Raw genomic sequence first — 22369 nt, forward strand, 5'->3', positions numbered from 1 at the left:
TTCCGGCTCCGGATCATGGGTCGGCCCTCAGCCTCGCGCCGGCGGCCCGCCGTGTCGTCGTCCGTCCGCCGACAATCGCCCATACTCGGAACGCAGTATGCGCCCGGTCCGGGTCATCCCCGAGCAGGACGGCCGGTGGCCCGGCGCTCACCACACGCACGGCAGCTCCACGTCGATCACCGTCGGTCGGCCGGCCGGATTCGACACCCGTACGGTCCCGTCGAGCGCCGCGCCCCTCCGCCGCACCCGAGCAGACCCGAGCCACCGGACTCGTCCACCCCGCCCCGGCCGTCGTCGGTGACACGGATCCGCAGTCCTCTCCTGCCGGCGCAGCTCGGCGCCGTGCGCGGCGATCGCCTCGGCCCGGGTCACGGTCAGCTGCTCGACCCGCGCCGCCGGCAGCGCATGCGGAGACGGCCGCAGCACCGTCGTCGACCAGTTCGCCGCCAGATCCGCCAGGCGCACGATCCACGGCAGGACGACGGCCCGCCGGTGCAGCAGCCCACAGCCCACGCCGTCCACGACCAGGGCGACGGGCCACAGCGGCAGCGCGAACAGGACCAGAGCGCCGTAGACGTAGTAGGCGGCCATCCAGCGCAGATCGGTGAGCATGCCGGGATCGCGCACGGCGGTGCGCAGCCGCTCGGTCAGCGGGCCGTCGATGGTGCGGTGGGCCTCGGTCTTCGGCAGCAGCCGGCAGTCGACCACGGCGAGGGTACCGACGGCGGTGCCCGCATCCCGTTCAATCAAGTGACTTAGATTGTACGGAGACGAAACCGCGGCGGCCCGAGGGACTGGTCGCCGAAGCGCGGTGCCCAGTCCCGGTGCGGTGGTGATCATGGCAGGCAGGACACTGCGGGAGGAGCAGGCGGGCGCGACCCGAGAGCTGCTCCTGACCGCGGCCGAGCGGCTCTTCGCCGAACACGGTGTGTACGCGGTGTCCAACCGCCAGGTCAGCGAGGCCGCCGGACAGGGCAACAACACCGCCGTCGGCTACCACTTCGGCACCAAGACCGACCTCGTCCGCGCCATCGTCCGCAGACACTCGACGCCTATCGAGGAGATCCGCGCACGCCTGGTCGCCGACCTGACGGACGCGGACGACGTGCGCGGCTGGGTGGACTGTCTGGTCCGCCCCTCCCTCGAACACCTCGCCGCGCTCGGCAGCCCCACCTGGTACGCGCGGTTCTGCGCGCAGGTCGCCGCCGACCCGGCGCTGCACCGGATCATGGTCGAGGAGGCCCTCACCTCCCCGTCCCTGCAGACGATCATCGACGGCCTCAACCGGTGCCTGCCCGACCTTCCGTCCGAGGTCCGCGCCGAACGCGGCGAGATGGTCCGCCATCTGATCGTCCACGTGGCCGCCGAGCGCGAACGCGCCCTCGCCGAGCACACCCCCACGCCCCGGGCCACCTGGGACGACGCCGCCACGGGCCTCACCGACGCGGTCGTCGGCATGTGGCTGGCCCCCGCGACCCCCGGAGCACAACCGTGAAACCGACCCTCGACGGACGGAGCGGGTTAAACACCGGTTCGGCAGCGCCCCCAGGGGGCGCGGGGCTGTATCGAACTGCGGCTCCGCCGCGGGGCGCGACCAGCCACGACCGCCCCGCAGACCACCGACAACCCATGGCGGCACTGCCGGCGGAGCGCCCAGCGGAGCGTCTCGCCCGGGGCGCCGGCCAACATCTCCTTGTCGTCGCCGGCGAAGCCGACCTCGCCGAACTCCTCACGACCACACTGGAGTTGGCGGGCTACCGGATCAGTCTCACCGGCACCGGCGCCGATGCAGTCGCGCGCGTCGCCGCACGCCGCTTCGACCTGGTCGTCTTCGACACCGACGTATCGGACCACGGGCACTTCGACCGGGAGCGCCGGCCCGAGCTGCCGTACCGTCCGCCCGTCCTGCTGCTCGCCGAGTGCGACTCCCTGGACCGGCTCGTGCCCGAACTCGGCCCGGGGAGACGCGACTACGTCACCAAGCCGTTCCGGGTGGCCGAGGTCCTGGCCCGGATCCAGGTCCTGCTGCGCGACGCCCGTCCCGGCCGGGCCAGGGGCAATCCACTGCGCCACGGCGACCTCGTCCTGGACGACACCGTGTGCCGGGCACGACGGGGCACGCGGGCGCTGGACCTCACGCCCGCGGAGTACCGGCTGCTGCGCCATCTCCTGGTCAACTCCCACCGGGTGCTGTCCAAGGAGCAGATCGGCCGTTATGTGTGGGGCGACCATCGCGGCGACAACGCGATCGAGCAGCTCGTGTCCCGACTGCGCCGCAAGGTGGACCGGGACGCCCCGGCACTGATCCACACACGCCGCGGCTTCGGCTACTGGCTGGGTGGCGCCGACGCAGCCTCCTGAGCCGGTGGCGATCGTGTGATCCGGGCCACGTCAGCCTCCTGTCAGGGAACTGACCGGAACGCGTCAGACCGCTCTGTTTGCATGTGCTCATCGAAGCCCCCCACAGCCATCGAAGCCCCCACAGCCGAGGTGAACCATGGCCGACACCCTCACCGGTCGCACGTCCGAGGCGCCGGACGCCGTTCCCGAGTTCCCCATGCCCAGGCAGTCCCGCTGTCCCTTCGACCCGCCGCCCGCGCTGAAGGACCTTCAGCGGGAGGGCCCGCTCGCCAAGGTGCGGCTGTGGGACGGCAGCGAGTCCTGGCTCGTGACCCGGTACGCCGAGCAGCGCGCCCTGCTGGGCGACCCGCGCGTCAGCGCCGACACCGACCGGCCGGGCTACCCGACCAAGGCCAGTCCCGAGGGCGGCGAGGGCAAGCTCAGCTTCATCATGATGGACGACCCCGAACACGCGAGGCTGCGCCGGATGGTCACCGCGCCGTTCGCCGTCAAGAAGGTCGAGGCGCTGCGGCCGGCCGTGCAGCGCATCGTGGACGGCCTGATCGACGACATGCTGGCAGGACCCGCCCCGGTCGACCTGGTGGACGCGTTCGCCCTGCCGCTCCCGTCGCTGGTCATCTGCGAACTGCTGGGCGTGCCCTACGAGGAGCACGACTTCTTCCAGGAGCACACCAGAACCATGGTCCGCACGACCGCCACGCCAGAGGACCGCGGCGCCGCCGGCCGTGAGGTCGCGGGCTACCTCGCCGGAGTCGTGGGCAAGCGGATCGCCGAGCCGAAGGACGACCTGCTGTCGAGCATCGCCGGCCGGGTCACCGCCGGTGAACTCACCCATCAGCAGGCGACCGAGATGGCCCTGCTCCTGCTGATCGCCGGCCACGAGACCACCGCGAACATGATCGCGCTCGGCACCCTGGCCCTGCTCCAGCACCCCGACCAGCTCGCCCTCCTGCGCGAGTCCGACGCCCCGAGGCTCGTCGCCTCCGCTGTCGAGGAACTCCTGCGCTACCTGCACATCACCCACCTCGGCCGGCGCCGGGCGGTGACCGAGGACATCGAGATCGCGGGACAGGTGATCAGGGCCGGCGAGGGCGTCATCATGGTCAACGAGATCGGCAACCGCGACCCCGAGGTCTTCGCCGACCCCGACCGCCTCGACATCACCCGCGACGCCCGCCGCCACGTCGCCTTCGGCTTCGGTGTCCACCAGTGCCTGGGCCAGCCGCTGGCCCGCATGGAGCTCCAGGTCGTCTACGGCACCCTCTACCGGCGCATCCCCACGCTGAAGTTGGCCGGCGACCTGCGGGACGTCCGCTTCAAGAACGACGCGTTCATCTACGGCGTCCACGAACTGCCCGTGTCCTGGTGACCCTTCCTCACCCGCGCACCACGAACCACACCCACGTCCGAGGAAAGGAAACCGCATCATGAAGGTGGAGCTGGAAGCCGACAAGTGCGTCGCGTCCGGGCAGTGCGTGTTCGCCGCGACGGAGGTGTTCGACCAGGACGACGACGGCATCGCGATCCTGCTCGACGAGCGGCCCGCCGCCGAGCACCTGGACGGGGTCCGCGAAGCCGTGGCGATCTGCCCGGCCGCCGCGATCCGGCTGGTCGACCAGTGAGGCGGATCGTCGTCGTGGGTGCCGCGGCCGCCGGACTCGCGGCGGCCGAGACACTCCGCCGCGAGGGCTACGACGGCACCCTCACCCTCATCGGCGACGAACCGCGTGCCCCCTACGACCGCCCGCCCCTGTCCAAGCAGGTGCTGTCCGGCGAATGGGAGCCGGGGCGACTGCACCTGCGCACCCCCGACCACCTCGCCGGACTCGACCTCGACCTGCGCCTCGGCGTTCCCGCGACCGGCCTGCGGCTCGCCGACGCCGAGGTGGAACTGGGCGACGGTTCGGCGGTGCCGTACGACGGCCTGATCATCGCCACCGGGGTGCGTCCGCGCCGACTGCCGGGGGACGGCGGGCATGTGCTGCGCACCCTGGACGACGCGGTGCGGCTGCGGGACCGGCTGGTGCCGGGTCGGCGGCTCGTCGTGGTCGGTGCCGGGTTCCTCGGGGCCGAGGCCGCCGCGGTCGCCCGGCGGCTGGGCTGCGAGGTGACGCTCCTGGAGCCCGCTCCCGTGCCGCTCGCCCACGCTGTCGGCACCCAGGTCGGGCGGATGCTGACGGACGCCCATCGGGAACGGGGCGTGGACCTGCGCTGCGGCGTCACGGTGACCGAGGTGACCGGGCACGGGGTGCGGCTGGCCGACGGTGAACTCGTCGAGGCCGACGAGGTGTTGACAGCCGTCGGCTCAGTGCCCAACACCGAATGGCTCGCCGGCAGCGGGCTCACGGTCGGCGACGGCGTCGTCTGCGACGAGTACTGCGCGGCCGCACGCGACGTCTACGCCGCCGGGGACGTCGCCCGCTGGCACAACCCGCTGTTCGACCGCTCCCTGCGCGTCGAGCATCGCACCAACGCCGCGGAACAGGGCATGGCCGTTGCCCGCAACCTGCTGCGTCCCGGGGCACGCAAGCCGTTCGCGCCGGTGCCGTACTTCTGGTCCGACCAGTACGGCATGAAGATCCAGGCGTACGGCTACCTGCGGGGGCACGACGAAGCGGCCGTGGTGCAGGGCGATCTTGCGGAGCGACGGTTCGTCGCCGTGTACCGCACCGGGGAGCGGGTGGCCGGGGCGCTCGCGGTGCGGATGCCGCCCAGGGCGATCCGGCACTGGCGCCAAACCATCGCCACCGGTGTGAGCTGGCGGGAAGCGGTTCATATCGATGCAGGCGCAAATTAATTGAGTTACGCAATGAGATGGTAAAGTGGCGGGCATGTCCACCACACCGCTCCCCGAACTCCCCGACAGCCCCGCGTCACCGGAAGTGGTCGAGATCGAGCGCGCGCTCACCCGAATCACCTATCTGAGTACGCGCGCCCGGCAGCACGAACGGCTGATGGCACTGGCCGGGGTGCCGCTGGACCGGGCGGCCGTGGCGCTGCTGCGTCAGGTCGCCGACTCGGAGCCGTTGCGGCCCGGGGAGCTGGCCGCCCGGCTGGGTGTGGAGGCGTCGCATGTCACGCGCACGGTGCAGCAGTTGCAGAAGTCCGGCTATGTCACCCGCGTCCCGGACCCGCAGGACCGGCGGGCCCAGCGCATCGAACTCACCGAGTCCGGCGGGCGGGCCGTCGCCCGGGTCCGTGACGCGGGCGCACGTGGCATGCAGCTGGCCCTGGCCGACTGGACGCCCGAGGAGTTGCGGCAGTTGGCCACGCTTTTCCATCGCATGGTCGACGACTTTCTCGCGCATGCGAGCGACGACGCTGAGCAACAGCCGACGGCGGCTGCGGGGAGCGCCTGAGCCTGCCGTCTCCCGTCTGCGCCGCCGCCGTGGTTGATCGCGCAGTTCCCCGCGCCCCTAGGGGGTTGTCGAACTGTTGGTGACCTTGCTCGGCTCGTGGCGGTTCGTCTCTGGTGGGGTCGGCTCCCGTAGGCCGCTCAGGAGCAGCCGTCCCAGCGCCGGCAGCGCGATGAGCGGGACGAGTGCCGTGTGCAGTGACGTGGCGTCGGCCAGGGCGCCGATCGCCGGTGCGGCGAGACCGCCCACGCTCACGGCCAGCCCCAGCGTCACCCCGCTCGCGGTGCCGACCCGCCGGGGCAGATAGTCCTGGCCGAGGGTGATGTGCAGCGAGAACGGGACGTACAGGCCCGCCGACGTGAGCGCGATGAACAGGTACACCGCCGGACCGGGCACGAGAACGACCCCGGCGACCGCGAGCACGGACAGCGTGTACGCCTGGCGTACGACCCTGAGCCGCCCGAACCGCTCGGCGAGCCGGCCCCCGGCCACGGTCCCGACCGCCCCGCCCGCGTAGAGCACGAACAGCGCGGCCGTGCCGGCCACGTCCCCGCCGCCGGTGCGCTGACGGACGTACAGCGAGACGAACGCGCTCAGGCCGACGAACACGATCGAACGGCACATGATGGCGCCGGACAGGCGCAGGAAGGACGGCCAGTCGTCCGTCCCGGCACCCTCGCTCCCGGACGGGGCAGCGGCACGGACCCCCGTCGAGCGCACGGCCGCCGCGCACAGGGCCGCGCCGGCCACGGCAGGCACGACCAGCAGGGGAGAGGCGCCCAGTCCACCGGCGGCGACCACCGCCGCCACCAGCAGCGGCGCCAGGGCGAAGCCGACGTTGCCGCCGAGGGAGAACCAGCCCATCGCCGTATGGCTGCCCCGTGCCGCGGCGCGGGCCGCACGGGCCGCCTCCGGGTGATACGCGGCGACGCCGATCCCGGACACGGCCGCCACCGTCAGCGTGAGCGCGTAGGAATCCGTGACACCGCTCAGCGCCACCCCCGCGCCGCCCGTCAGCGCGCTCAGCGGCAGCAGCCAGGGCATCGGCCGGCGGTCGGTGAGCGCCCCGAACAGAGGCTGGACGACCGACGAGAGCAGGGAGGCAGCGAGTACGACGCCCGATGCGGCGGCATAGCTGTAGGCGCGCTCGGCGACGAAGTAGGGGACGAGGGCGGCGACGGCACCCTGGTACACGTCCACACAGGCGTGGCCCAGGGACATCAGCGTGATGGCTCGACTGCGTTTCTCGGACACCCTGCGATCGTCGCCGCGCCCGCTGCTGGCCCGCTTCCGATAATCTGCCGAAGTGTGTCGAACATCCGCCACACGCCGACCGCGCCGACCCGCGCCGAGGTCCTGACCGCCGGGGAACGCATCGACGCGCACCGGCACGACGACCACCAGATCGTCTACGCGGGCTCCGGCGTCCTCGCCGTCACCACCGACGCAGGCACCTGGTTCGCGCCCGGCAACCGCGCCATCTGGGTCCCCGCCGGCACCACGCACGCCCACCGCGCCCACGGCCACCTCGACCTACACCTGGTCGGTCTGCCCGCCGACGACAACCCGCTCGGCCTGGACGCCCCCACCGTCCTCGCCGTCGGGCCGCTCCTGCGCGAGCTGATCCTCGCCTACACCCGCGACCCCGACGACGACAGCCCCGAACGCCGCCGCCTGCTCGCCGTCCTGCGCGACCAGTTGCGCGCCTCGCCCCAGCAGCCCCTACGGCTGCCCACCGCCACCGACCCACGCCTGGCCGCCGTCTGCGCGCTCGTCCACGCCGACCCCGCCGACGCGCGCGGCCTCGCCGCGCTGGGCGCCGCGACCGGCGTCGGCGAGCGCACCCTCAGCCGGCTCTTCCGTCAGGAGTTCGGCATGACCTTCCCGCAGTGGCGCACCCAGTCACGCCTCTATCACGCGCTGCGTCTGCTCGCCGAGGACATGCCCGTCACGACCGTCGCCCACCGCTGCGGATGGTCCTCCGCCAGCGCCTTCATCGACGTCTTCCGCCGCTCCTTCGGATACACCCCCGGAACCCACAACCGCCGCGCGTAGCAAGGCCGATGAACGCACAGGGGCGGATGCCGGCCGGAGACCTACCCTCCGGTAGCATCCGACGGCAGGCCATCCAAGGAGGATCCGTGCCCCGGTCCCGACGCTCGCCCCTGCTCCTCGCCGGCCTGCTGGCCACCTCAGGAGTCGCTCACTTCGCCGTCCCCCGCCAGTTCGATGCCGTCGTACCGCGCTCCCTGCCGGGCAAGCCCCGGACCTGGACCCACGCCAGCGGCGTCGCCGAGCTCGCGCTCGCGGCCGGGCTGGCACTGCCGCGCACCCGCAAGCCGGCCGCGCTCGCCGCCGCGGCCTTCTTCGTCGGCGTGTTCCCGGCCAACGTGAAGATGGCCGTCGACTGGCGCGACCGCCCCGCGCCCCAGAAGGCGCTCGCCTTCGGGCGGCTGCCGTTGCAGATCCCGCTCGTGCTGTGGGCCCGTGGCGTCGCCAAGAACCAGGAGGGACGGGTATGAGCGCCCAGCTGAAGGTCGGTGACAAGGTGGAGGACTTCGCTCTGCCGGACGAGACCGGCACCGAGCGCAGCCTCACCGAGCTGCTCGCCGAGGGACCGGTGGTGCTCTTCTTCTACCCTGCCGCCCTCACCGCCGGCTGCACCGCGGAAGCCTGCCACTTCCGTGATCTCGCCGCCGAGTTCGCCGCCGTCGGTGCCCGGCCCGTGGGCATCAGCGGGGACGCCGTCGAACGGCAGCAGGAGTTCGCCACCCGCCACACCCTCGGCATGCCGCTGCTGTCCGACGCGGACGGGTCGGTCCGGGAGCGGTTCGGGGTGACGCGCGGCTTCTCGCTGGCGCCCACCAAGAGAGTCACTTTCGTGATCGGCCAGGACCGCACCGTCCTGGAGGTGGTGCGCAGCGAACTGCGGATGAACACCCACGCCGACCGGGCCCTCGCCGCCCTGCGCAAGTGAGCGCGGCACGTCCGTGACGCCGGGCTTCGCGGTTGATGCGGTCCGGCTCAGGACTCATGCTGGACGACATGGAGCGCGTCTCCGCCGCGGCGATCCTCGATGCCCAGGGTGTGGTGAAGGGGTGGAGTGAGGGTGCCCGGCGGCTGACCGGCCGTACCGCCGAGGAGGTCGTGGGACGGCCCGCGCGGGACCTGCTCGCCGAGGAACCCGCGCCCGCGGCCGTGGCCGCGCTCACCGGCCGCGTCCTCCTGCGCCACCGCGACGGCTCACAGGTGCCCCTGGAGCTGCGGGCACACGCCGTGCTCGGCGAGGACGGCACACCCGACGGCTTCGTGATCACCGGTGAACCGCCCGGCGCACGGGAGCCGGACCTGGGCGCGGAGGCCTTCCAGCAGGCGTCGATGTCGATGTCGGTCTTCGACACCGAGCAGCGCTACCTGCGGCTCAACGACGTCGCCTGCCAGGTCATGGGCGTCTCCGAGGACGTACTGATCGGCCGACCCTTCCCGGAGACCGTGGAGGACGCCCGGCACAGCCGCGGCTTCCTCTGGCATCTGCGCCAGGTCGCCGAGACGGGCAGACCGGCCCGCTACGAGAGCTTCACCGGCGCCCCGGCCCTGAACCGGGACCACGCCTGGAGCATCGAGATGTGGCCGGTGCGGGACGCCTCCGGCGCCGTCCGGGGCACCGCTCTCGCGGCGTTCGACAGCTCCGACCAGTACTGGGCGCGGGAGCGGCTGGCCCTGCTGAACGAGGCAGCCGCCGCCATCGGTACGACCCTTGACGTGGTGCGCACCGCGGAGGAACTGATCGGGATCGTGGTACCCCGGTTCGCCGACTTCGCCAGTATGGACCTCTTCGACTGGGTCCTGGACGCCGAGGAGCCCCCGGCGCTCACCGGCACCGACATCGCCCTGCGCCGGGTCGCCCACGGCTCCGGCACCGAGGGCACCCCGGAAGCCGCCGTGCACCTCGGCGAGGTGGACATCTATCCGCCGTTCTCGCCGCCGGCCCGCGCGATCCTGGAAGGCCGGGTGATCCAGAGCCAGGCCGGTGAGCCCGCCTTCATGCGGTGGATCGAGGAACGCAACGCCCGCGGCCCGGCCGGCCGGCGCCACCGGGTCGGCGCCCACTCGATGATGGCGGTGCCGCTGCGGGCCCGCGGCACCACGCTCGGCGTCGCGGTGGCCGTGCGGATCAACCAGTCGGACGACTACGGTCCCGACGACGCCGTCTTCGCCGAGGAACTCGCGAGCCGAGCCGCGGTCTGCGTCGACAACGCCCGCCGCTTCGCCCGCGAACGCACCACCGCCCTGGCCCTCCAGCACAACCTGCTGCCCCGGGGGCTGCCCGGACAGGCGGCCGTCGAGGTCGCCCACCGCTACCGGCCCTCCGGATCGCAGGCCGGCATCGGCGGCGACTGGTTCGATGTGATCCCGCTGTCCGGCAGCAGGGTCGCCCTCGTCGTCGGCGACGTCGTCGGACACGGCATCCCCTCGTCGGCAACAATGGGCCGGCTGTGCACGGCCGTGCGCACCCTCGCCGACGTCGACCTGCCGCCCGACGAACTCCTCACCCACCTCGACGACCTGGTCACCCATCTCGCCGGGGACGACTCCGAGGAGGTCGCCGAGCTGGGCGCCACCTGCCTGTACTCCGTGTACGACCCCGTCACCCGCCGTCTCGGCCTGGCCGCCGCCGGCCATCCGCCGCCGGCCGTCGTCCTGCCCGACGGCACCGCACACGTCGTCGAGATGAACGCCGGGCCGCCCCTCGGAGTCGGCGGACTGCCCTTCGAGGCCATGGAGATCGAGCTGCCCGAGGGCGCCCTCGTCGCTCTGTACACCGACGGTCTCATCGAGGACCGCGACCGCGACATCGACCACGCCACCGCCGAACTGTGCCGGGCCCTGACCGCGCCCGCCGAGACCCTCGACGCGCTGTGCGACGGCGTGCTCAAGGCCGTCCTGCCGGAGGACCCCAGCGACGACGTGGCCCTGCTGGTCGCCCGCACCCGGGCCCTGGGCGCCGACCGCATCGCCACCTGGGACGTACCGCCCGACCCCGAGCACGTGGCGACCACCCGGCAGGCGGCCACGGACCAGCTCACCGCGTGGGGGATGGACGAGGCGGCCTTCGTCACCGAACTCGTCGTCAGTGAACTCGTCACCAACGCCATCCGGTACGGCGCTCCGCCCATCCAGCTCCGGCTGATCCGTGACCGCACCCTCATCTGCGAGGTCTCCGACGGCAGTTCGACCTCGCCGCACCTGCGCCGGGCCCACGCCTACGACGAGGGCGGGCGCGGACTGCTGCTCGTCGCGCAGCTCACCCAGCGCTGGGGCAGCCGGCAGACCGGCAGCGGCAAGACGATCTGGGCGGAACAGCAGCTGCCGCCGGTCTGATCACTCTCCCGAAGTATGTAGTCGGTGTCACCGACGGTCTCCTGACTGATCGTCCGGCCGCTCACACCCGGCCTGTCCGTTCACCCCTCGTCGCCCTCCACGGCCACCTGCGCGAGCGTCCGTCCGGTGCGCACCGAACGGGCCCGGTGCGGATCGGGCGTGCCGTGCCCGCGGGCCCCGCTCTTGCCGGCCTTCACCAGCAGCCACGCCTCCCGCTCGCCGTCCCGCTCCTCGCGGAACCGGGTCAGCGCGTACTCACCATGGAGTTTGGATCCGCTCAGCCGGAACGTGGCGTGACCGCGCTCCAGCGACTCGTCGAAGTCGACGGGCCGCCCCGACCGGTCGTGGCTCAGCGGCTCGTACGTCCCGCTGTCCCAGACGATGACCGTGCCGCCGCCGTACTCGCCCTCCGGGATCACGCCCTCGAAGTCCTCGTACTCCAGAGGATGATCCTCGGTGGGCATCGCGAGCCGCTTGTCCCCGGGGTCGCCGGACGGCCCCTTCGGCACCGACCAGGACTTCAGTACGTCGTCCACCTGGAGCCGGAAGTCGAAGTGCAGGGTCCGGGCGTCATGGATCTGCACGACGAACCGGGGCCCCTCACCTCCGGCCGCCCCGCGCCCCTCCGGCTCACGCGTCCGGCCGAAGTCACGTTTGCCGCGGTACTCCCGCAGCCGGTCCCGCTCGCCCACGCGTGCCTCCTTCCCGAGCGCCCCGGGTACCCCGCGAGGACGCTCGCGTACCGCGGGGCGCCGAGTTCCTTCCCGGCGCCCGCGCGGCCGGCTCAGAACTCCTCGTGCGTCTCCGGGTCCCCGCCGAGCCGCCGATGCGCCCGGTCGGCGAGGGCCGCCATCTGCGTGGCGTCCAGGGTGAAGCCGAAGATGTCGAGGTTCGCGCGCTGCCGCTCCCGGTCGGCCGACTTCGGGATGGGCAGCGCGCCCAGCTGGGTGTGCCAGCGCAGCACGACCTGGCCGGGCGTCACCTTGAGGGTTTCGGCGATGCCCTTGACGACCGGGTCGTCCAGAAGGTCGGAGCCGCGCCCGAGCGGGCTCCAGCTCTCGGTGACGATGCCCTTGCCCTCGTGGAAGGCGCGCAGCTCCGCCTGCGGGAACAGCGGGTGCAGCTCGATCTGGTTCACGGACGGCAGGACGCCCGTCTCCCGCTCGAGGCGCTCGATGTGCTCGGGCGTGAAGTTGGAGACGCCGATCGACCGGACCAGCCCGTCCTCGCGGAGCTTGATCATGGCCCGCCAGGAGTCGACGTACTTGTCGACCCGGGGGAGCGGCCAGTGGATCAGATACAGGTCGACGTACGTGAGATCCAGGCGGCGCCGGGACTCCTCGAAGGAGGCCAGGGTCTCCTCGTAGCCGTGGTGCCGGCCCGGGAGCTTCGTCGTCACCACCACCTCCTCGCGCGCAACCCCGCTCGCGGCGATGCCCCGGCCCACCCCCGTCTCGTTGCGGTAGTTCGTCGCGGTGTCGACGAGGCGGTACCCCAGATCCAGGGCGTCTGCCACCGCCTCTTCCGCCTGGGCGTCGTCCATCGGCCAGGTGCCCAGGCCGATGCCGGGGATCGTCGTACCGTCGTTGAGCGTGTGCAGCGGAATGCTGATCACTGTCGGACCTTCCCTCGACTGTGCCGTACACCCAGCGTCACGGATAAGGTGAGGATTGATCAACCGGACGGGTGGGGGATGAGGGCGGGCGACGGGATGGGCGGCACCGAGGAGAAGCAGGCAACGGGATCCGGGCGTCCGACGTCACGGGACGTCGCCCGGCTCGCCGGGGTGTCGCACACGGCCGTCTCCTTCGTCTTCAACGGCCGCGCCGAGGGCAACCTCTCGCCCGCCACTCAGGAGCGGATCCGCCGCGCCGCCGCCGAGCTCGGCTACCGGCCCGACCCGGTCGCCCGCGGCCTGCGCCGCCGCCGTACGGCCGTGATCGGCCTGGTCACCGACGAGATCGCCTCCTCACCCTTCGCGGGGCGGCTGCTGCGCGGCGCCATGGAGACCGCCTGGGACAGCGACCATCTCGTGCTGACCATCGACTCGGGCGGTGATCCGGCCAAGGAGGACGCGGCCGTCGCCGAGCTCCTCGACCGGCGCGTGGACGGCATCATCTACGCGGCCATGTCGCTGCGCCGGGTCCGCGTCCCCGAGGGCCTGCACCGCACCCACTCGGTCCTCGCCAACTGCCTCCCCGAGGACGACTCCCTGCCCGCCGTCATCCCGGCCGAGCGCGCGGGCGGCCGTACGGCGGCCCGGCTGCTGCTGGACGCGGGGCACCGCCGGGTCGCCATGGTCGGCGGCCAGGACGACATCGCCTCCGTCGACCGCCTGCGCGGCTTCCGGGACGCGCTGCGCGCCGAGGGGATCAGCGTGCCCAAGGAGTGGGTCGTGCGCACCGGCGGCGAGATCTCCGGCGGGTACGAGGGCGCGATGCGCGTCCTGGACGGCGTCCCCGCCGACCGGCGGCCCACCGGGATCTTCTGCTACAACGACCGGGTCGCGGCGGGCGCCCTGCACGCCGCGACCCGGCTCGGCATCGCCGTCCCCGGCGAGCTGTCGGTGGTCGGCTACGACGACCAGGAACACATGGCCGCGTTCCTCACCCCGCCCCTGACCAGCGTCGCCCTGCCGCATCGGGCGATGGGCGACGCCGCGGCACGTCTGCTCCTCGACGCCATCGACACGGGCCGGACGCCGCCCGCGACGGTACGGCGTCTGGCCTGTCCGGTGATCAGCCGTGCGTCGGTGGGACCAGCTCCCAGCCACTGACCGTGGCCCCGGCACCGGTCACGAGCAGCTCGGCCACGTCGTCCGGCCGCCGGTAGACCCGCTCGGTGACCATCGCCCGGTCGCCCACGAACAGCTCGAACAGGGAGCCGTCGACGAGGATCCGCACCTCGTCGGCCGGCGCCCGCACCACGATCGGCCCCGCTCCCTCGGATCCGGTGCGCGGCCAGTCACCCCGGTCCAGCGTCACCGTGCCCTCGCCCGGGTCCACGAGCACCGTCAGCTCCGCGCCCGAGGCGGACCGCAGCAGCCGCACGCCGGTGCGGCCGGACGCGGTCACCGTCAGGTCGTACGCATCCGGCAGCGCGGCAGGCGTGCCCGCTGCCGTCACGAACGGCTCGGCGGCACGCAGCAGTTCGAGCTCCGGCGCCGGGAGGACGCGCAGGGAACCGTCGGGACGCACGTCCACCACGCGCGGCGCGGTCAGGACCCCCGCCCAGCCGGCCCGGTCGACCTCGGCCTGTTCCCGTGCCTCCCAGGACCAGCCCCACAGCAGCGCCCGGTCGGGTTCCTGGAGGACGGCGGGCGCGTAGAAGTCCCGTCCCTGGTCCAGCCGTCCCACGGCGCGGGCCTCGAAGCGCAATCCGTCCTCGCCGACAGCGATCAGACGACCCGTCAGATAGCCGGTGCTGCTGGGGCTTCCGTCCCACAGCGACAGCACCAGCACCCACGTACCGTCCGCCGCCCGCAGAAGCTGCGGGCACTCCCAGCCCACCGCCCCGTCGCCGAAGGCGTGCGCGGCCACGGGGTCGGTGCCGTCGAGCAGCACCCCGGCGAATCGCCAGTCGGTGAGGTCGTCACAGTCGTACAGCAGTACCGACGGCGTCCCGTCCGCGTGCCCGGCGCCGACAGCCGCCCAACGCCGCCCGCCGTGGGTGAACACGAACGGGTCGCGGAACATCACCACGTCCAGGCCGGCCGGCGGGCCGGTCACGACCGGCGCGGGCAGGGGCCGCCAGTCGGTGAGGGTCTCGTCCTCCGGCATCAGCGCCCGCGCGAGACAGATCGAGCCGACGCCGGTGTGGTGCCGGTCGACGCCGGTGTAGACGGCCGTCGGCACACCGTCGTCGTCGACGACACACCCCGACCAGCAGCCCGCCTCGTCCGGGCCGCCGGGTGTCGGGGTGAGCGCGATCGGATGGTGTTCCCAGTGGACCAGGTCGGCGCTGGAGACATGACCCCAGTGGACGTTCGCGTGCACGGGGGCATCCGGATTGTGCTGGTAGAAGAGGTGGTGGCGGCCCCGCCAACGGAAAGGACCGTTCGGGTCGTTGATCCAGTTGGCGGGGGGACGGACCCGGAAGCGCGGGGCGCGCGGGTCCGTGCACTGAGCTGCGAGGCTCAACGGTTGACTCCTGCGGACGTGATGCCCTCGCGGAGAGGGCGCTGACCGACGACGAACACGGCGACGGCGGGGATCATGGACAGCACGACACCGGCGAGCACCACCGAGATGGAGCCGGTGCCGAGGTTGCCCTGGAGGGAGACCAGGCCCAGCGGCAACGTGTAGTTCTGGGCCGAGGTCTCCAGGATCAGCGGGCGGAAGAACTCGTTCCAGTGGTAGTTGAAAGCCAGCACGCCGACGATCGCGAGACCGGGCGCGGCCAGTGGCGCGTACACGGACCGGAAGATCCGCCAGGGCCCGCAGCCGTCCAGCATGGCCGCCTCGCCCAGGTCCTTGGGCATGCCCAGGAAGTACTGGCGCATCAGGAAGGTCCCGAACGCGGTCGGGAACGCCGGGACGATCAGACCGAGCAGGGTGTCGGTCAGGCCCATCGACTTCAGCACCAGGAACACCGGCACGATCGTGACCTGGAGGGGCACCATCATGGTCGCAAGGACCAGCCCGAACAGGGGCTTCTTGAACCGGAATTCGAGGCGGGCGAAGGCGTATCCGGCGAGGCCGGCGGTGATCATCTGACCCACGGCGATCAGCGCGGTCACCAGGGTCGAGTTGAGGGCGAGCAGCCAGACGTCGATCTGGTCGAAGACCCCGCTGTACGCCTCCGTGGACGGGCTCGTCGGGATGAGGCGCGGCGGCAGGTCGAATGCCTCGGCCGGGGTGCGCAGGGACGTGGAGACGGTCCAGATGACCGGGCCCAGCGTCAGCAGCGCGCACACCGCGAGGCCGGCGATCCGGGCCCACGGCGCGAGGGAGTGCCGGGTGCGGCTGAGGGAGAGTGTCGCTTGGCTCATGAGAAGGTCACCGGCTCACTGGTAGTGGACGAAACGCCGGCTCAGCCGGAACTGGAGGGCGGTGACCGCCATGATCAGCACGAACAGCAGCACACCCACCGCCGAGGCAGCACCGAAGCGGAGCTGCTCGAACGCGCTCTCGTAGATGACCATCACGACGGTGCGGGTGGCGTCACCGGGACCGCCGTTGGTGAGGACGTAGGGCTGCTCGAAGACCTGGAGCGCGTTGATGATGCCGACCACCGACGCGACCAGCAGCGTGGGCGAGAGCAGCGGCAGGGTGATGCCGAGGTGCTTGCGCAGCCCGGTCGCCCCGTCGAGGGAGGCGGCCTCGTGGATCTCCTTGGGGATGTTGTTCAGACCGCCGACGAACAGCAGGAACGAGAACCCGAACTGCTGCCATACATAAACCAGGATCACCGTGGCCATCGCCGCGTTCTCCGACGTCAGCCAGGGCACCGGGGCGACCCCGACCAGGCCGAGCAGCCAGTTCACGACCCCGAAGTCCTGGTTGAACAGGTACTTCATCACCACGGAGATCGACGCCGCGGACAGCACCAGCGGGAAGAAGAACGCCGACCGGAACACCGACCGCAGCCACACCGGCATCCGCCCGTTCACCGCCAGCGCCAGCACCAGGGCGATCAGCAACTGGAGCGCGACCGCGAACACCATGAACAGCAGCGTGTTGCCGAAGGAGACCAGCACGGTCGAATCGGTGAAGACCTCACGGTAGTTGGCGGCGCCGGCGAAGCTCGGGTCGTCGATGACGTTCCAGTGGAACAGGCTCAGCACCACGGAGCCGATGATCGGGACGACCGTGAAGACGACGATGCCGACGATCGTGGGCGCGAGGAACAGCGTGGCCAGCAGGCGGGTGCCGCGGTCGCGGGCCGAGCGGCGGGACGCGGGGGCCGGTGGCGCGGCCGGCGGCTGCGGCCGTACGGCCGGTATCTGGGTGTTCGTCATACGTCACGCTCCATGGCCTTCTCCAGATCGCCCTGCATCCGGCGCAGCGCGGGACCCACCGAGCGCCGGGAGGCCAGTGCCGTACCGGTGTGTTTGAGCAGCACCTGCTCGACCTCGGCGACCTGCGGCGGCGCGGGGATCGGCCCGGTGTCGGGGAACTTGTCGAGGGTGTCGTAGAAGACCGGCCAGTGCTGCGGGCCCGTCTCCTGGTACCGCTCTGCGGTGAGCATCGAGCGGCGTGCGGGCGTGGTCTGGTTGGTGGAGAACAGCCGCGTCAGGGTGTCCCTGCGGGCGGCATACTTGATGAACTCCCAAGCCTCCTCCTGCCGCTTCGAGGTGCGCAGCAGTGCGTAGCCGGCGGCGCCGAACTGCATGCGCTGGGTGCGCCAGCGCGGGAAGTACTGCACGTCGAAGGAGTCCGCCTCCATCCCGGCCAGGTGCAGACCGCCCGCCCAGAAGCCGCCCGCCGGGGTGACGCCGACCCGGCCGGTGGAGAACACGCCGATCAGGTTCTGGCCGTTGCCGCCCTCGGGCCGGGTGCACAGGCCCTCCTGGACGAGGGAGGCGAGATAGTCGTACGCCTCCTCAACGCGGGCGTCGGTGGCCTGCGGTGTCGTCCACCGGTAACCGCCCCCGCGGCCCTCCCGTGCGGCGGCCGGGTAGAAGGAGTCCCACAGCCAGTCACCGCCCGGCGCCTTGGACTCGGCCAGCAGATTGGTGTCGTTGGCGAACAGCCACGGCACCACACCGCCCCACAGCCGGTTGGTCCAGAAGTACGGGGTGAACTGGGAGCCGCTGGCCCGTTTCATGTCCCGCAGCAGCGCGGTGAAGTCGTCGCGGGTCCAGTCGGCGGCGGGGAAGCCGGCGCCCGCCCGCTTCAGCACCTGGTGGTTGAGGTACATGTCGGCCGCGTTGAACTCGACCGGCAGCTGGTACAGGGAGCCCTCGTACATCATCGACTCCACCAGGGAGGGGTGGACGTCGGCGAAGTACTCGCGCAGCTCCTCGGCGTCCCGCTTCACCCAGTCGTCCAGCGGGACTCCGAGGCGCTGCGCGAACAGCTGGACGCCTTCGGTTGCGACGTACACCAGATCGGGGGCCGTGCCCGCCGCGATCTGGGTGAGGATCTTCGCGAAGAAGTCGGACCAGTCGACGGCCTGGACGGCGTTGATCCGCAGCTTGATGTCGGGGTGGACCTTCTTGAAGCCCTCGGTGAGGGTACGGATGGCCTCCGGCCCGTAGGCGGGGCCGAGTGTGGCGACGACGAGCGAGCCGTCGTTCCGGCCGGGGATGTCGGCTCCGGTGAGCCGGTCCCAGCTCGCGGCGGTACCGGCGAGCGCGGCGGCTCCCGCGCCGTAGGCGCCGTACCGCAGCAGGGTGCGGCGGGTGGGATGCGAGTCGGTCATGCAGCGGGCCTAACTCGTGTTAGTCGAGTAGTGATGCCCAGATGATGGGAAGCCCGTCACGGCCCTGTCAAGAGTCGTGAACCCCTTGACCTTTAACGAGTTAGGTCGCAAAGTCCTGGTCCACATGAGCCGCCCTCCCGACGCCTGACGCGTCCGACGAGAGGAACGATGTGTGATGCCCGCGATGACCAGGAGAGCCCTGCTCGCCGGCTCGGCAGCCGGGGCCTCCGGCGCCCTGTTGCCGACCGCGTCCCCGGCCGCCGCGAAGCCCAGGAAAGCGGCCGCCACCTGCGCGAGCTACCGGGCCGAGTACCACTTCACGGTCCCCGACCAGTGGAAGAACGACCCGCAGCGCCCGGTCTGGATCGACGGCGAGTACCACTACTACTACCTGTACAACCCGGACTATTTCACCGGCGGAACCACCGCGGGCACGGCCTGGCGCCTGGCCACCACGACCGACCTGGTGACCTTCCGGGACCGGGGGATCGCCGTACCGAAGGACACCACTCCCAACGGCGACGTCTGGTCCGGCTCGGCGGTGATCGACACGGAGAACACCGCGGGCTTCGGCGCGGGCGCGGTGATCGTCGTCGTCACCATGGCCCCGGACGAGGTGACCCAGGCGCAGTACCTGTACTACTCGACCGACGGCGGCCGCACGTTCCGCAACCACGGCACCGAGCCCGTGCTGCCGAACCCCGGTGTGCGGGACTTCCGCGACCCGAAGGTGATCCGCGACGAGGAGCGCGGCCGGTGGGTGATGACGCTCGCCGAGAACGACAAGGTGGGCTTCTACCACTCCATCGACCTGAAGTCCTGGACGTACGTCAGCGGCTTCGTCAAGGGCGGCATCGGCGTCCTGGAGTGCCCGGACCTGTTCCGCATCACCGCCGACGACGGCACCGTGACGTGGGTGCTCGGCGTGAGCGCGAACGGCAAGGGGACCGGGCTGCCCAACACGTACGCCTACTGGACCGGCTCCTTCGACGGCACCACCTTCACCGCCGACGCCGACGACCCGCAGTGGCTCGACCACGGCTGGGACTGGTACGCCGCCGTCACCTTCGAAAGCCATCGCGCGGACGGCTCCGTCGACCCGTCCGTCCGCTACGCGATGGGCTGGCTGAACAACTGGGACTACGCGAACATCACGCCCACCATCGACTGCGACGGCTTCAACGGCACCGACTCGATCGTCCGGCAGATCACCCTGAGACGCTCCGCCTCCGGGACGTACCACCTGGCCTCACAACCGGTCGCCGCGCTGGACGACCACGTCTCCCGCACGCTGCACCTCGGCGACCTGGAGGTCTCCGGCAGCCGGGTGCTCGATTACCGGGGCACCACCTACGAGGTGACCTGCGAGATCACCTGGGACCGACTCACCGGCGCCGGCCTCCAGCTACGCCGCTCGCCGGACGGCAGCCGCCACGTCGACGCGGGGATCTACGGCGACTACGCCTTCCTCAACCGCCGCCCCACCGTGAACCCGGACGCGTCCGGCCGCTGGCAGGAGAGCCACAGCCCCTTCGACCCAGCCGCTCGCAGCGTGCGGCTGCGCATCCTGGTCGACCGCACGTCCGTCGAGATGTTCGTGGACGACGGCCGACACACGCACTCCTCGGTGGCCTTCCCCTATCTGCTCGACACCGGGCTGGCCCTGTTCACCATCGATGGCACGGCGGTCTTCCGGGACGTGGTGATACGGGAGTTCTCGCTGTGACGCGGTGCTGAAGGCTGCCCGGGTGCCCGCCCACGAAGGCCCTGTCGCCACGCCCGCCGAACGCTGTCACGATCTTCCTGGAACCGGCCCGCACCGGAGCCGGCCGGGCGACCGACGGAGCGTGCGGATGACGAGGGACAGGGCCACCGCGGACGGGGCGGAGCAGACCGAGGGGATCGAGGTGCGTCCGGTCGCCGGGCACATCGGTGCGGAGATCACGGGCGTCGACCTGGCCGGTGAGCTGGACGACGCCGCGGTCACCGCGATCCGGGCGGCGGTGCTGCGCTGGAAGGTCGTCTTCTTCCGGGGACAGCGGCTGGACCACGCCGGGCATGTGGCGTTCGCGCGACGGTTCGGGGAACCCGTCGTCCTGCGCAAGCGGGGCAGCGCCTCCCCGGCGGACTTCCCCGAGATCGAGACCACCGCCGACCGGCTGGAACTGGGCGGGAAGTTCGGCATGGAGCACGACGAGTGGCTGCGGCGGCGCCGGCACACACTGCTGCGCGGCTGGCACTGCGACCACGGCGCCCGTATCGACCCGCCCGCCGCGACGATCCTGCGCGCCGAGACCGTACCCCCGTACGGCGGCGACACGACCTGGTCCAACCTGGCGGCCGCCTACGCCGGACTGTCCGCCCCGGTGCGGGAGTTCGTGGACGGCCTCCGGGCCGAGCACCGCCTCGGCGTCGGCTACCAGGCCCGGCCCGGCGACGACGCCTACGTCCGCCACCTGCTCGACCGTCAGGTCGCCTCGCTGCACCCGCTGGTCCGCGTCCATCCCGAGACGGGCGAGCGCGTGCTCTACGTCAACGGCTACTACGTCGAGCAGATCGACGGCCTCTCGCGCCCCGAGAGCGCCGCGATCCTGGAGATGCTGCTGGAGCAGGCGGTACGGCCCGAGTACACGGTCCGCTTCCGCTGGGAGCCCGGCAGCGTGGCCTTCTGGGACAACCGGGCCACCATCCACCTGGCGCCCAGCGACAACGCCCACCTCGACTTCCCCCGGATCATGCACCGCGTCATGCTCACCGGGGACGTGCCGGTGGGCGTGGACGGCAAGCCGTCGGAGCCGATCGTCGGGACCGAGGTGGGGCGCTGGTAGCCGGCTCCGCCGGGCGGAGGTCAGCGTGCGAGCAGTTCCCGCAGGGCCTTCGCGATGTCGTCCGGGGCCTCCTCGGCCATGAAGTGGCCGCAGGTGACGGTGGCGTGCCGCAGATCCGGTGCCCAGGCGCGCCACAGCCCGGCGGCGTCGAAGCCGAGTGCCGCGCCCCAGTCCTGCTGGAGCACGCCGACCGGCATCCGAAGCGTGTTCCCCGCGTCGCGGTCGGCCCGGTCGTGCTCGATGTCGATGCCGGCGGAGGCCCGGTAGTCCGCGACGATCGAGGGCACCGCCTCGCGGCAGGCCGTGAGATAGGCGGCGCGGATGTCGTCCGGGACGGCATGCCGGTCGTGGGTCCAGAGGTCGAGGAAGTGGCCGAAGAAGTCGTCCGGGGCGGCACCGATCATGCGCTCGGGCAGGCCGGGCGGCTGAGCCATCAGGTACAGATGGAAGCCCACGGCCGCGGTGACGCCGTGCATCACCTCCCACATGTCCAGGGTGGGCAGGACGTCGAGACACGCCAGGTGAGTGACCGCGTCGGGATGGTCCAGTGCGGCACGGAAGGCCACGAGGGCGCCACGGTCGTGCCCGGCCAGGGCGAAGCGCTCGTGCCCCAGTTCGCGGGCCAGGGTCACGATGTCCGCGGCCATGGTCCGCTTGGCGTAGACGCCGCCGTCGGTCTCCGCCGGCTTGTCGCTGGCGCCGTAACCGCGCAGGTCCGGGCAGATCACCGTGTGGTCGGCGGCGAGATCGACGGCCACGTGCCGCCACATCAGATGGGTCTGCGGAAAGCCGTGCAGCAGGACGACGGGCGGCCCGGAGCCGCCGACGGCCGTGTGCAGGGACACTCCGTCGGCGACGGGGACGCGGTGACGGTCGAAGCCGGGGATGACAGGGGACACGGTGGCTCCGCTCCTTCCGAGTGGCGGGATCCTGTTCCTCGATCCTCCCCGGGCCGGATGAGCAACGAATGAGCGACGAATGGGCAGCGGAGCGCCGTGCGGGCGGGAGTTCAGCACGCGGCCGACGTGATCGGGGAAAGCCGCGGCGGCCTATCGTGGAACCTCCACGGGGGTCACC

The 22369-nt window shown here is 71.9% G+C and carries 22 protein-coding genes; 13 read left to right on the top strand and 9 right to left on the bottom strand.

Annotated elements, in window-relative coordinates:
- Positions 1–147 precede the first annotated feature (147 nt).
- On the bottom strand, positions 148–750 hold the full coding sequence (locus tag ACFPQ9_RS21635) for a hypothetical protein (protein WP_380855467.1): 603 nt from the start codon (positions 748–750) through the stop codon (positions 148–150).
- A gap of 88 nt (positions 751–838) precedes the next feature.
- Between ACFPQ9_RS21635 and ACFPQ9_RS21640 the strand changes: the two genes are divergently transcribed.
- The 6 genes from ACFPQ9_RS21640 (at position 839) to ACFPQ9_RS21665 (ending at position 5720) form a co-directional block, all read left to right on the top strand.
- A complete protein-coding gene (locus ACFPQ9_RS21640) occupies positions 839–1495 on the top strand; it encodes a TetR/AcrR family transcriptional regulator (protein WP_380855470.1) in 657 nt (218 codons plus the stop codon).
- A 134-nt stretch (positions 1496–1629) separates the two neighbouring features.
- The gene (locus ACFPQ9_RS21645) at positions 1630–2361 is read left to right on the top strand and encodes a response regulator transcription factor (protein WP_380855473.1); all 732 of its coding nucleotides are present in this window, start codon (positions 1630–1632) and stop codon (positions 2359–2361) included.
- A gap of 136 nt (positions 2362–2497) precedes the next feature.
- Positions 2498–3730 (top strand): cytochrome P450, encoded by a 1233-nt coding sequence (locus tag ACFPQ9_RS21650; protein WP_380855476.1) that lies wholly within the window; start codon positions 2498–2500, stop codon positions 3728–3730.
- 58 nt (positions 3731–3788) lie between these two features.
- On the top strand, positions 3789–3983 hold the full coding sequence (locus tag ACFPQ9_RS21655; RefSeq protein ID WP_380855479.1) for a ferredoxin: 195 nt from the start codon (positions 3789–3791) through the stop codon (positions 3981–3983).
- Complete coding sequence (locus ACFPQ9_RS21660) at positions 3980–5158, top strand: NAD(P)/FAD-dependent oxidoreductase (protein WP_380855482.1); 1179 nt, start codon at positions 3980–3982, stop codon at positions 5156–5158. The genes ACFPQ9_RS21655 and ACFPQ9_RS21660 overlap by 4 nt, the downstream gene beginning before the upstream one ends.
- 34 nt (positions 5159–5192) lie before the next feature.
- Positions 5193–5720, top strand: a complete 528-nt coding sequence (locus ACFPQ9_RS21665; RefSeq protein WP_380855485.1) for a MarR family winged helix-turn-helix transcriptional regulator — start codon at positions 5193–5195, stop codon at positions 5718–5720.
- Between the two features lie 57 nt (positions 5721–5777).
- Here ACFPQ9_RS21665 and ACFPQ9_RS21670 read toward each other — a convergent pair whose 3' ends face one another.
- Complete coding sequence (locus ACFPQ9_RS21670; protein WP_380856262.1) at positions 5778–6938, bottom strand: MFS transporter; 1161 nt, start codon at positions 6936–6938, stop codon at positions 5778–5780.
- An 87-nt stretch (positions 6939–7025) separates the two neighbouring features.
- On the opposite strand from ACFPQ9_RS21670, the gene ACFPQ9_RS21675 reads away from it, so the two are divergent.
- From ACFPQ9_RS21675 to ACFPQ9_RS21690, 4 genes are all read left to right on the top strand, one after another.
- Complete coding sequence (locus ACFPQ9_RS21675) at positions 7026–7772, top strand: AraC family transcriptional regulator (RefSeq protein ID WP_380855488.1); 747 nt, start codon at positions 7026–7028, stop codon at positions 7770–7772.
- A gap of 86 nt (positions 7773–7858) precedes the next feature.
- Positions 7859–8239 carry a DoxX family protein gene (locus ACFPQ9_RS21680; RefSeq protein WP_380855491.1) on the top strand — a complete coding sequence of 127 codons (381 nt, stop codon included), beginning with the start codon at positions 7859–7861 and terminating at the stop codon, positions 8237–8239.
- Positions 8236–8694 carry a peroxiredoxin gene (locus tag ACFPQ9_RS21685; protein WP_380855494.1) on the top strand — a complete coding sequence of 153 codons (459 nt, stop codon included), beginning with the start codon at positions 8236–8238 and terminating at the stop codon, positions 8692–8694. Before ACFPQ9_RS21680 ends, ACFPQ9_RS21685 begins: the two co-directional genes overlap by 4 nt.
- 68 nt (positions 8695–8762) lie before the next feature.
- Complete coding sequence (locus tag ACFPQ9_RS21690) at positions 8763–11099, top strand: SpoIIE family protein phosphatase (protein WP_380855497.1); 2337 nt, start codon at positions 8763–8765, stop codon at positions 11097–11099.
- A gap of 80 nt (positions 11100–11179) precedes the next feature.
- Here the strand turns inward: ACFPQ9_RS21690 and ACFPQ9_RS21695 are convergent, their stop codons facing one another.
- Positions 11180–11791 (bottom strand): DNA polymerase ligase N-terminal domain-containing protein, encoded by a 612-nt coding sequence (locus ACFPQ9_RS21695; RefSeq protein WP_380855500.1) that lies wholly within the window; start codon positions 11789–11791, stop codon positions 11180–11182.
- Positions 11792–11883: 92 nt separating this feature from the next.
- Positions 11884–12714, bottom strand: a complete 831-nt coding sequence (locus tag ACFPQ9_RS21700; protein ID WP_380855503.1) for an aldo/keto reductase — start codon at positions 12712–12714, stop codon at positions 11884–11886.
- 96 nt (positions 12715–12810) lie between these two features.
- On the opposite strand from ACFPQ9_RS21700, the gene ACFPQ9_RS21705 reads away from it, so the two are divergent.
- Complete coding sequence (locus tag ACFPQ9_RS21705; RefSeq protein ID WP_380856265.1) at positions 12811–13875, top strand: LacI family DNA-binding transcriptional regulator; 1065 nt, start codon at positions 12811–12813, stop codon at positions 13873–13875.
- Here the strand turns inward: ACFPQ9_RS21705 and ACFPQ9_RS21710 are convergent.
- From ACFPQ9_RS21710 to ACFPQ9_RS21725, 4 genes are read right to left on the bottom strand one after another with little or no spacing between them, the layout of a single operon-like run.
- Positions 13838–15238 (bottom strand): glycoside hydrolase family 32 protein, encoded by a 1401-nt coding sequence (locus tag ACFPQ9_RS21710; RefSeq protein WP_380855506.1) that lies wholly within the window; start codon positions 15236–15238, stop codon positions 13838–13840. The two genes, ACFPQ9_RS21705 and ACFPQ9_RS21710, sit on opposite strands and share 38 nt — an antisense overlap.
- Positions 15235–16089 (bottom strand): carbohydrate ABC transporter permease, encoded by an 855-nt coding sequence (locus ACFPQ9_RS21715; RefSeq protein WP_030950959.1) that lies wholly within the window; start codon positions 16087–16089, stop codon positions 15235–15237. Before ACFPQ9_RS21715 ends, ACFPQ9_RS21710 begins: the two co-directional genes overlap by 4 nt.
- A gap of 15 nt (positions 16090–16104) precedes the next feature.
- A complete protein-coding gene (locus tag ACFPQ9_RS21720) occupies positions 16105–17058 on the bottom strand; it encodes a carbohydrate ABC transporter permease (protein ID WP_380855511.1) in 954 nt (317 codons plus the stop codon).
- Positions 17055–18464 (bottom strand): extracellular solute-binding protein, encoded by a 1410-nt coding sequence (locus ACFPQ9_RS21725; protein ID WP_380855514.1) that lies wholly within the window; start codon positions 18462–18464, stop codon positions 17055–17057. Before ACFPQ9_RS21725 ends, ACFPQ9_RS21720 begins: the two co-directional genes overlap by 4 nt.
- Positions 18465–18639: 175 nt before the next feature.
- Here ACFPQ9_RS21725 and ACFPQ9_RS21730 point away from each other — a divergent pair, with 175 nt between their 5' ends.
- Both ACFPQ9_RS21730 and ACFPQ9_RS21735 read left to right on the top strand, forming a co-directional pair.
- Positions 18640–20190, top strand: a complete 1551-nt coding sequence (locus tag ACFPQ9_RS21730) for a glycoside hydrolase family 32 protein (protein WP_380855517.1) — start codon at positions 18640–18642, stop codon at positions 20188–20190.
- Positions 20191–20317: 127 nt separating this feature from the next.
- Positions 20318–21292: a TauD/TfdA dioxygenase family protein gene (locus ACFPQ9_RS21735; RefSeq protein WP_380855520.1), complete on the top strand. Its 975-nt coding sequence runs from the start codon at positions 20318–20320 to the stop codon at positions 21290–21292.
- A 20-nt stretch (positions 21293–21312) separates the two neighbouring features.
- Here the strand turns inward: ACFPQ9_RS21735 and ACFPQ9_RS21740 are convergent, their stop codons facing one another.
- Positions 21313–22191: an alpha/beta fold hydrolase gene (locus tag ACFPQ9_RS21740; protein ID WP_380855523.1), complete on the bottom strand. Its 879-nt coding sequence runs from the start codon at positions 22189–22191 to the stop codon at positions 21313–21315.
- Positions 22192–22369: the final 178 nt, after the last annotated feature.

The sequence above is a fragment of the Streptomyces coerulescens genome (assembly GCF_042657965.1).
Taxonomy (GTDB): Bacteria; Actinomycetota; Actinomycetes; order Streptomycetales; family Streptomycetaceae; genus Streptomyces; species Streptomyces coerulescens.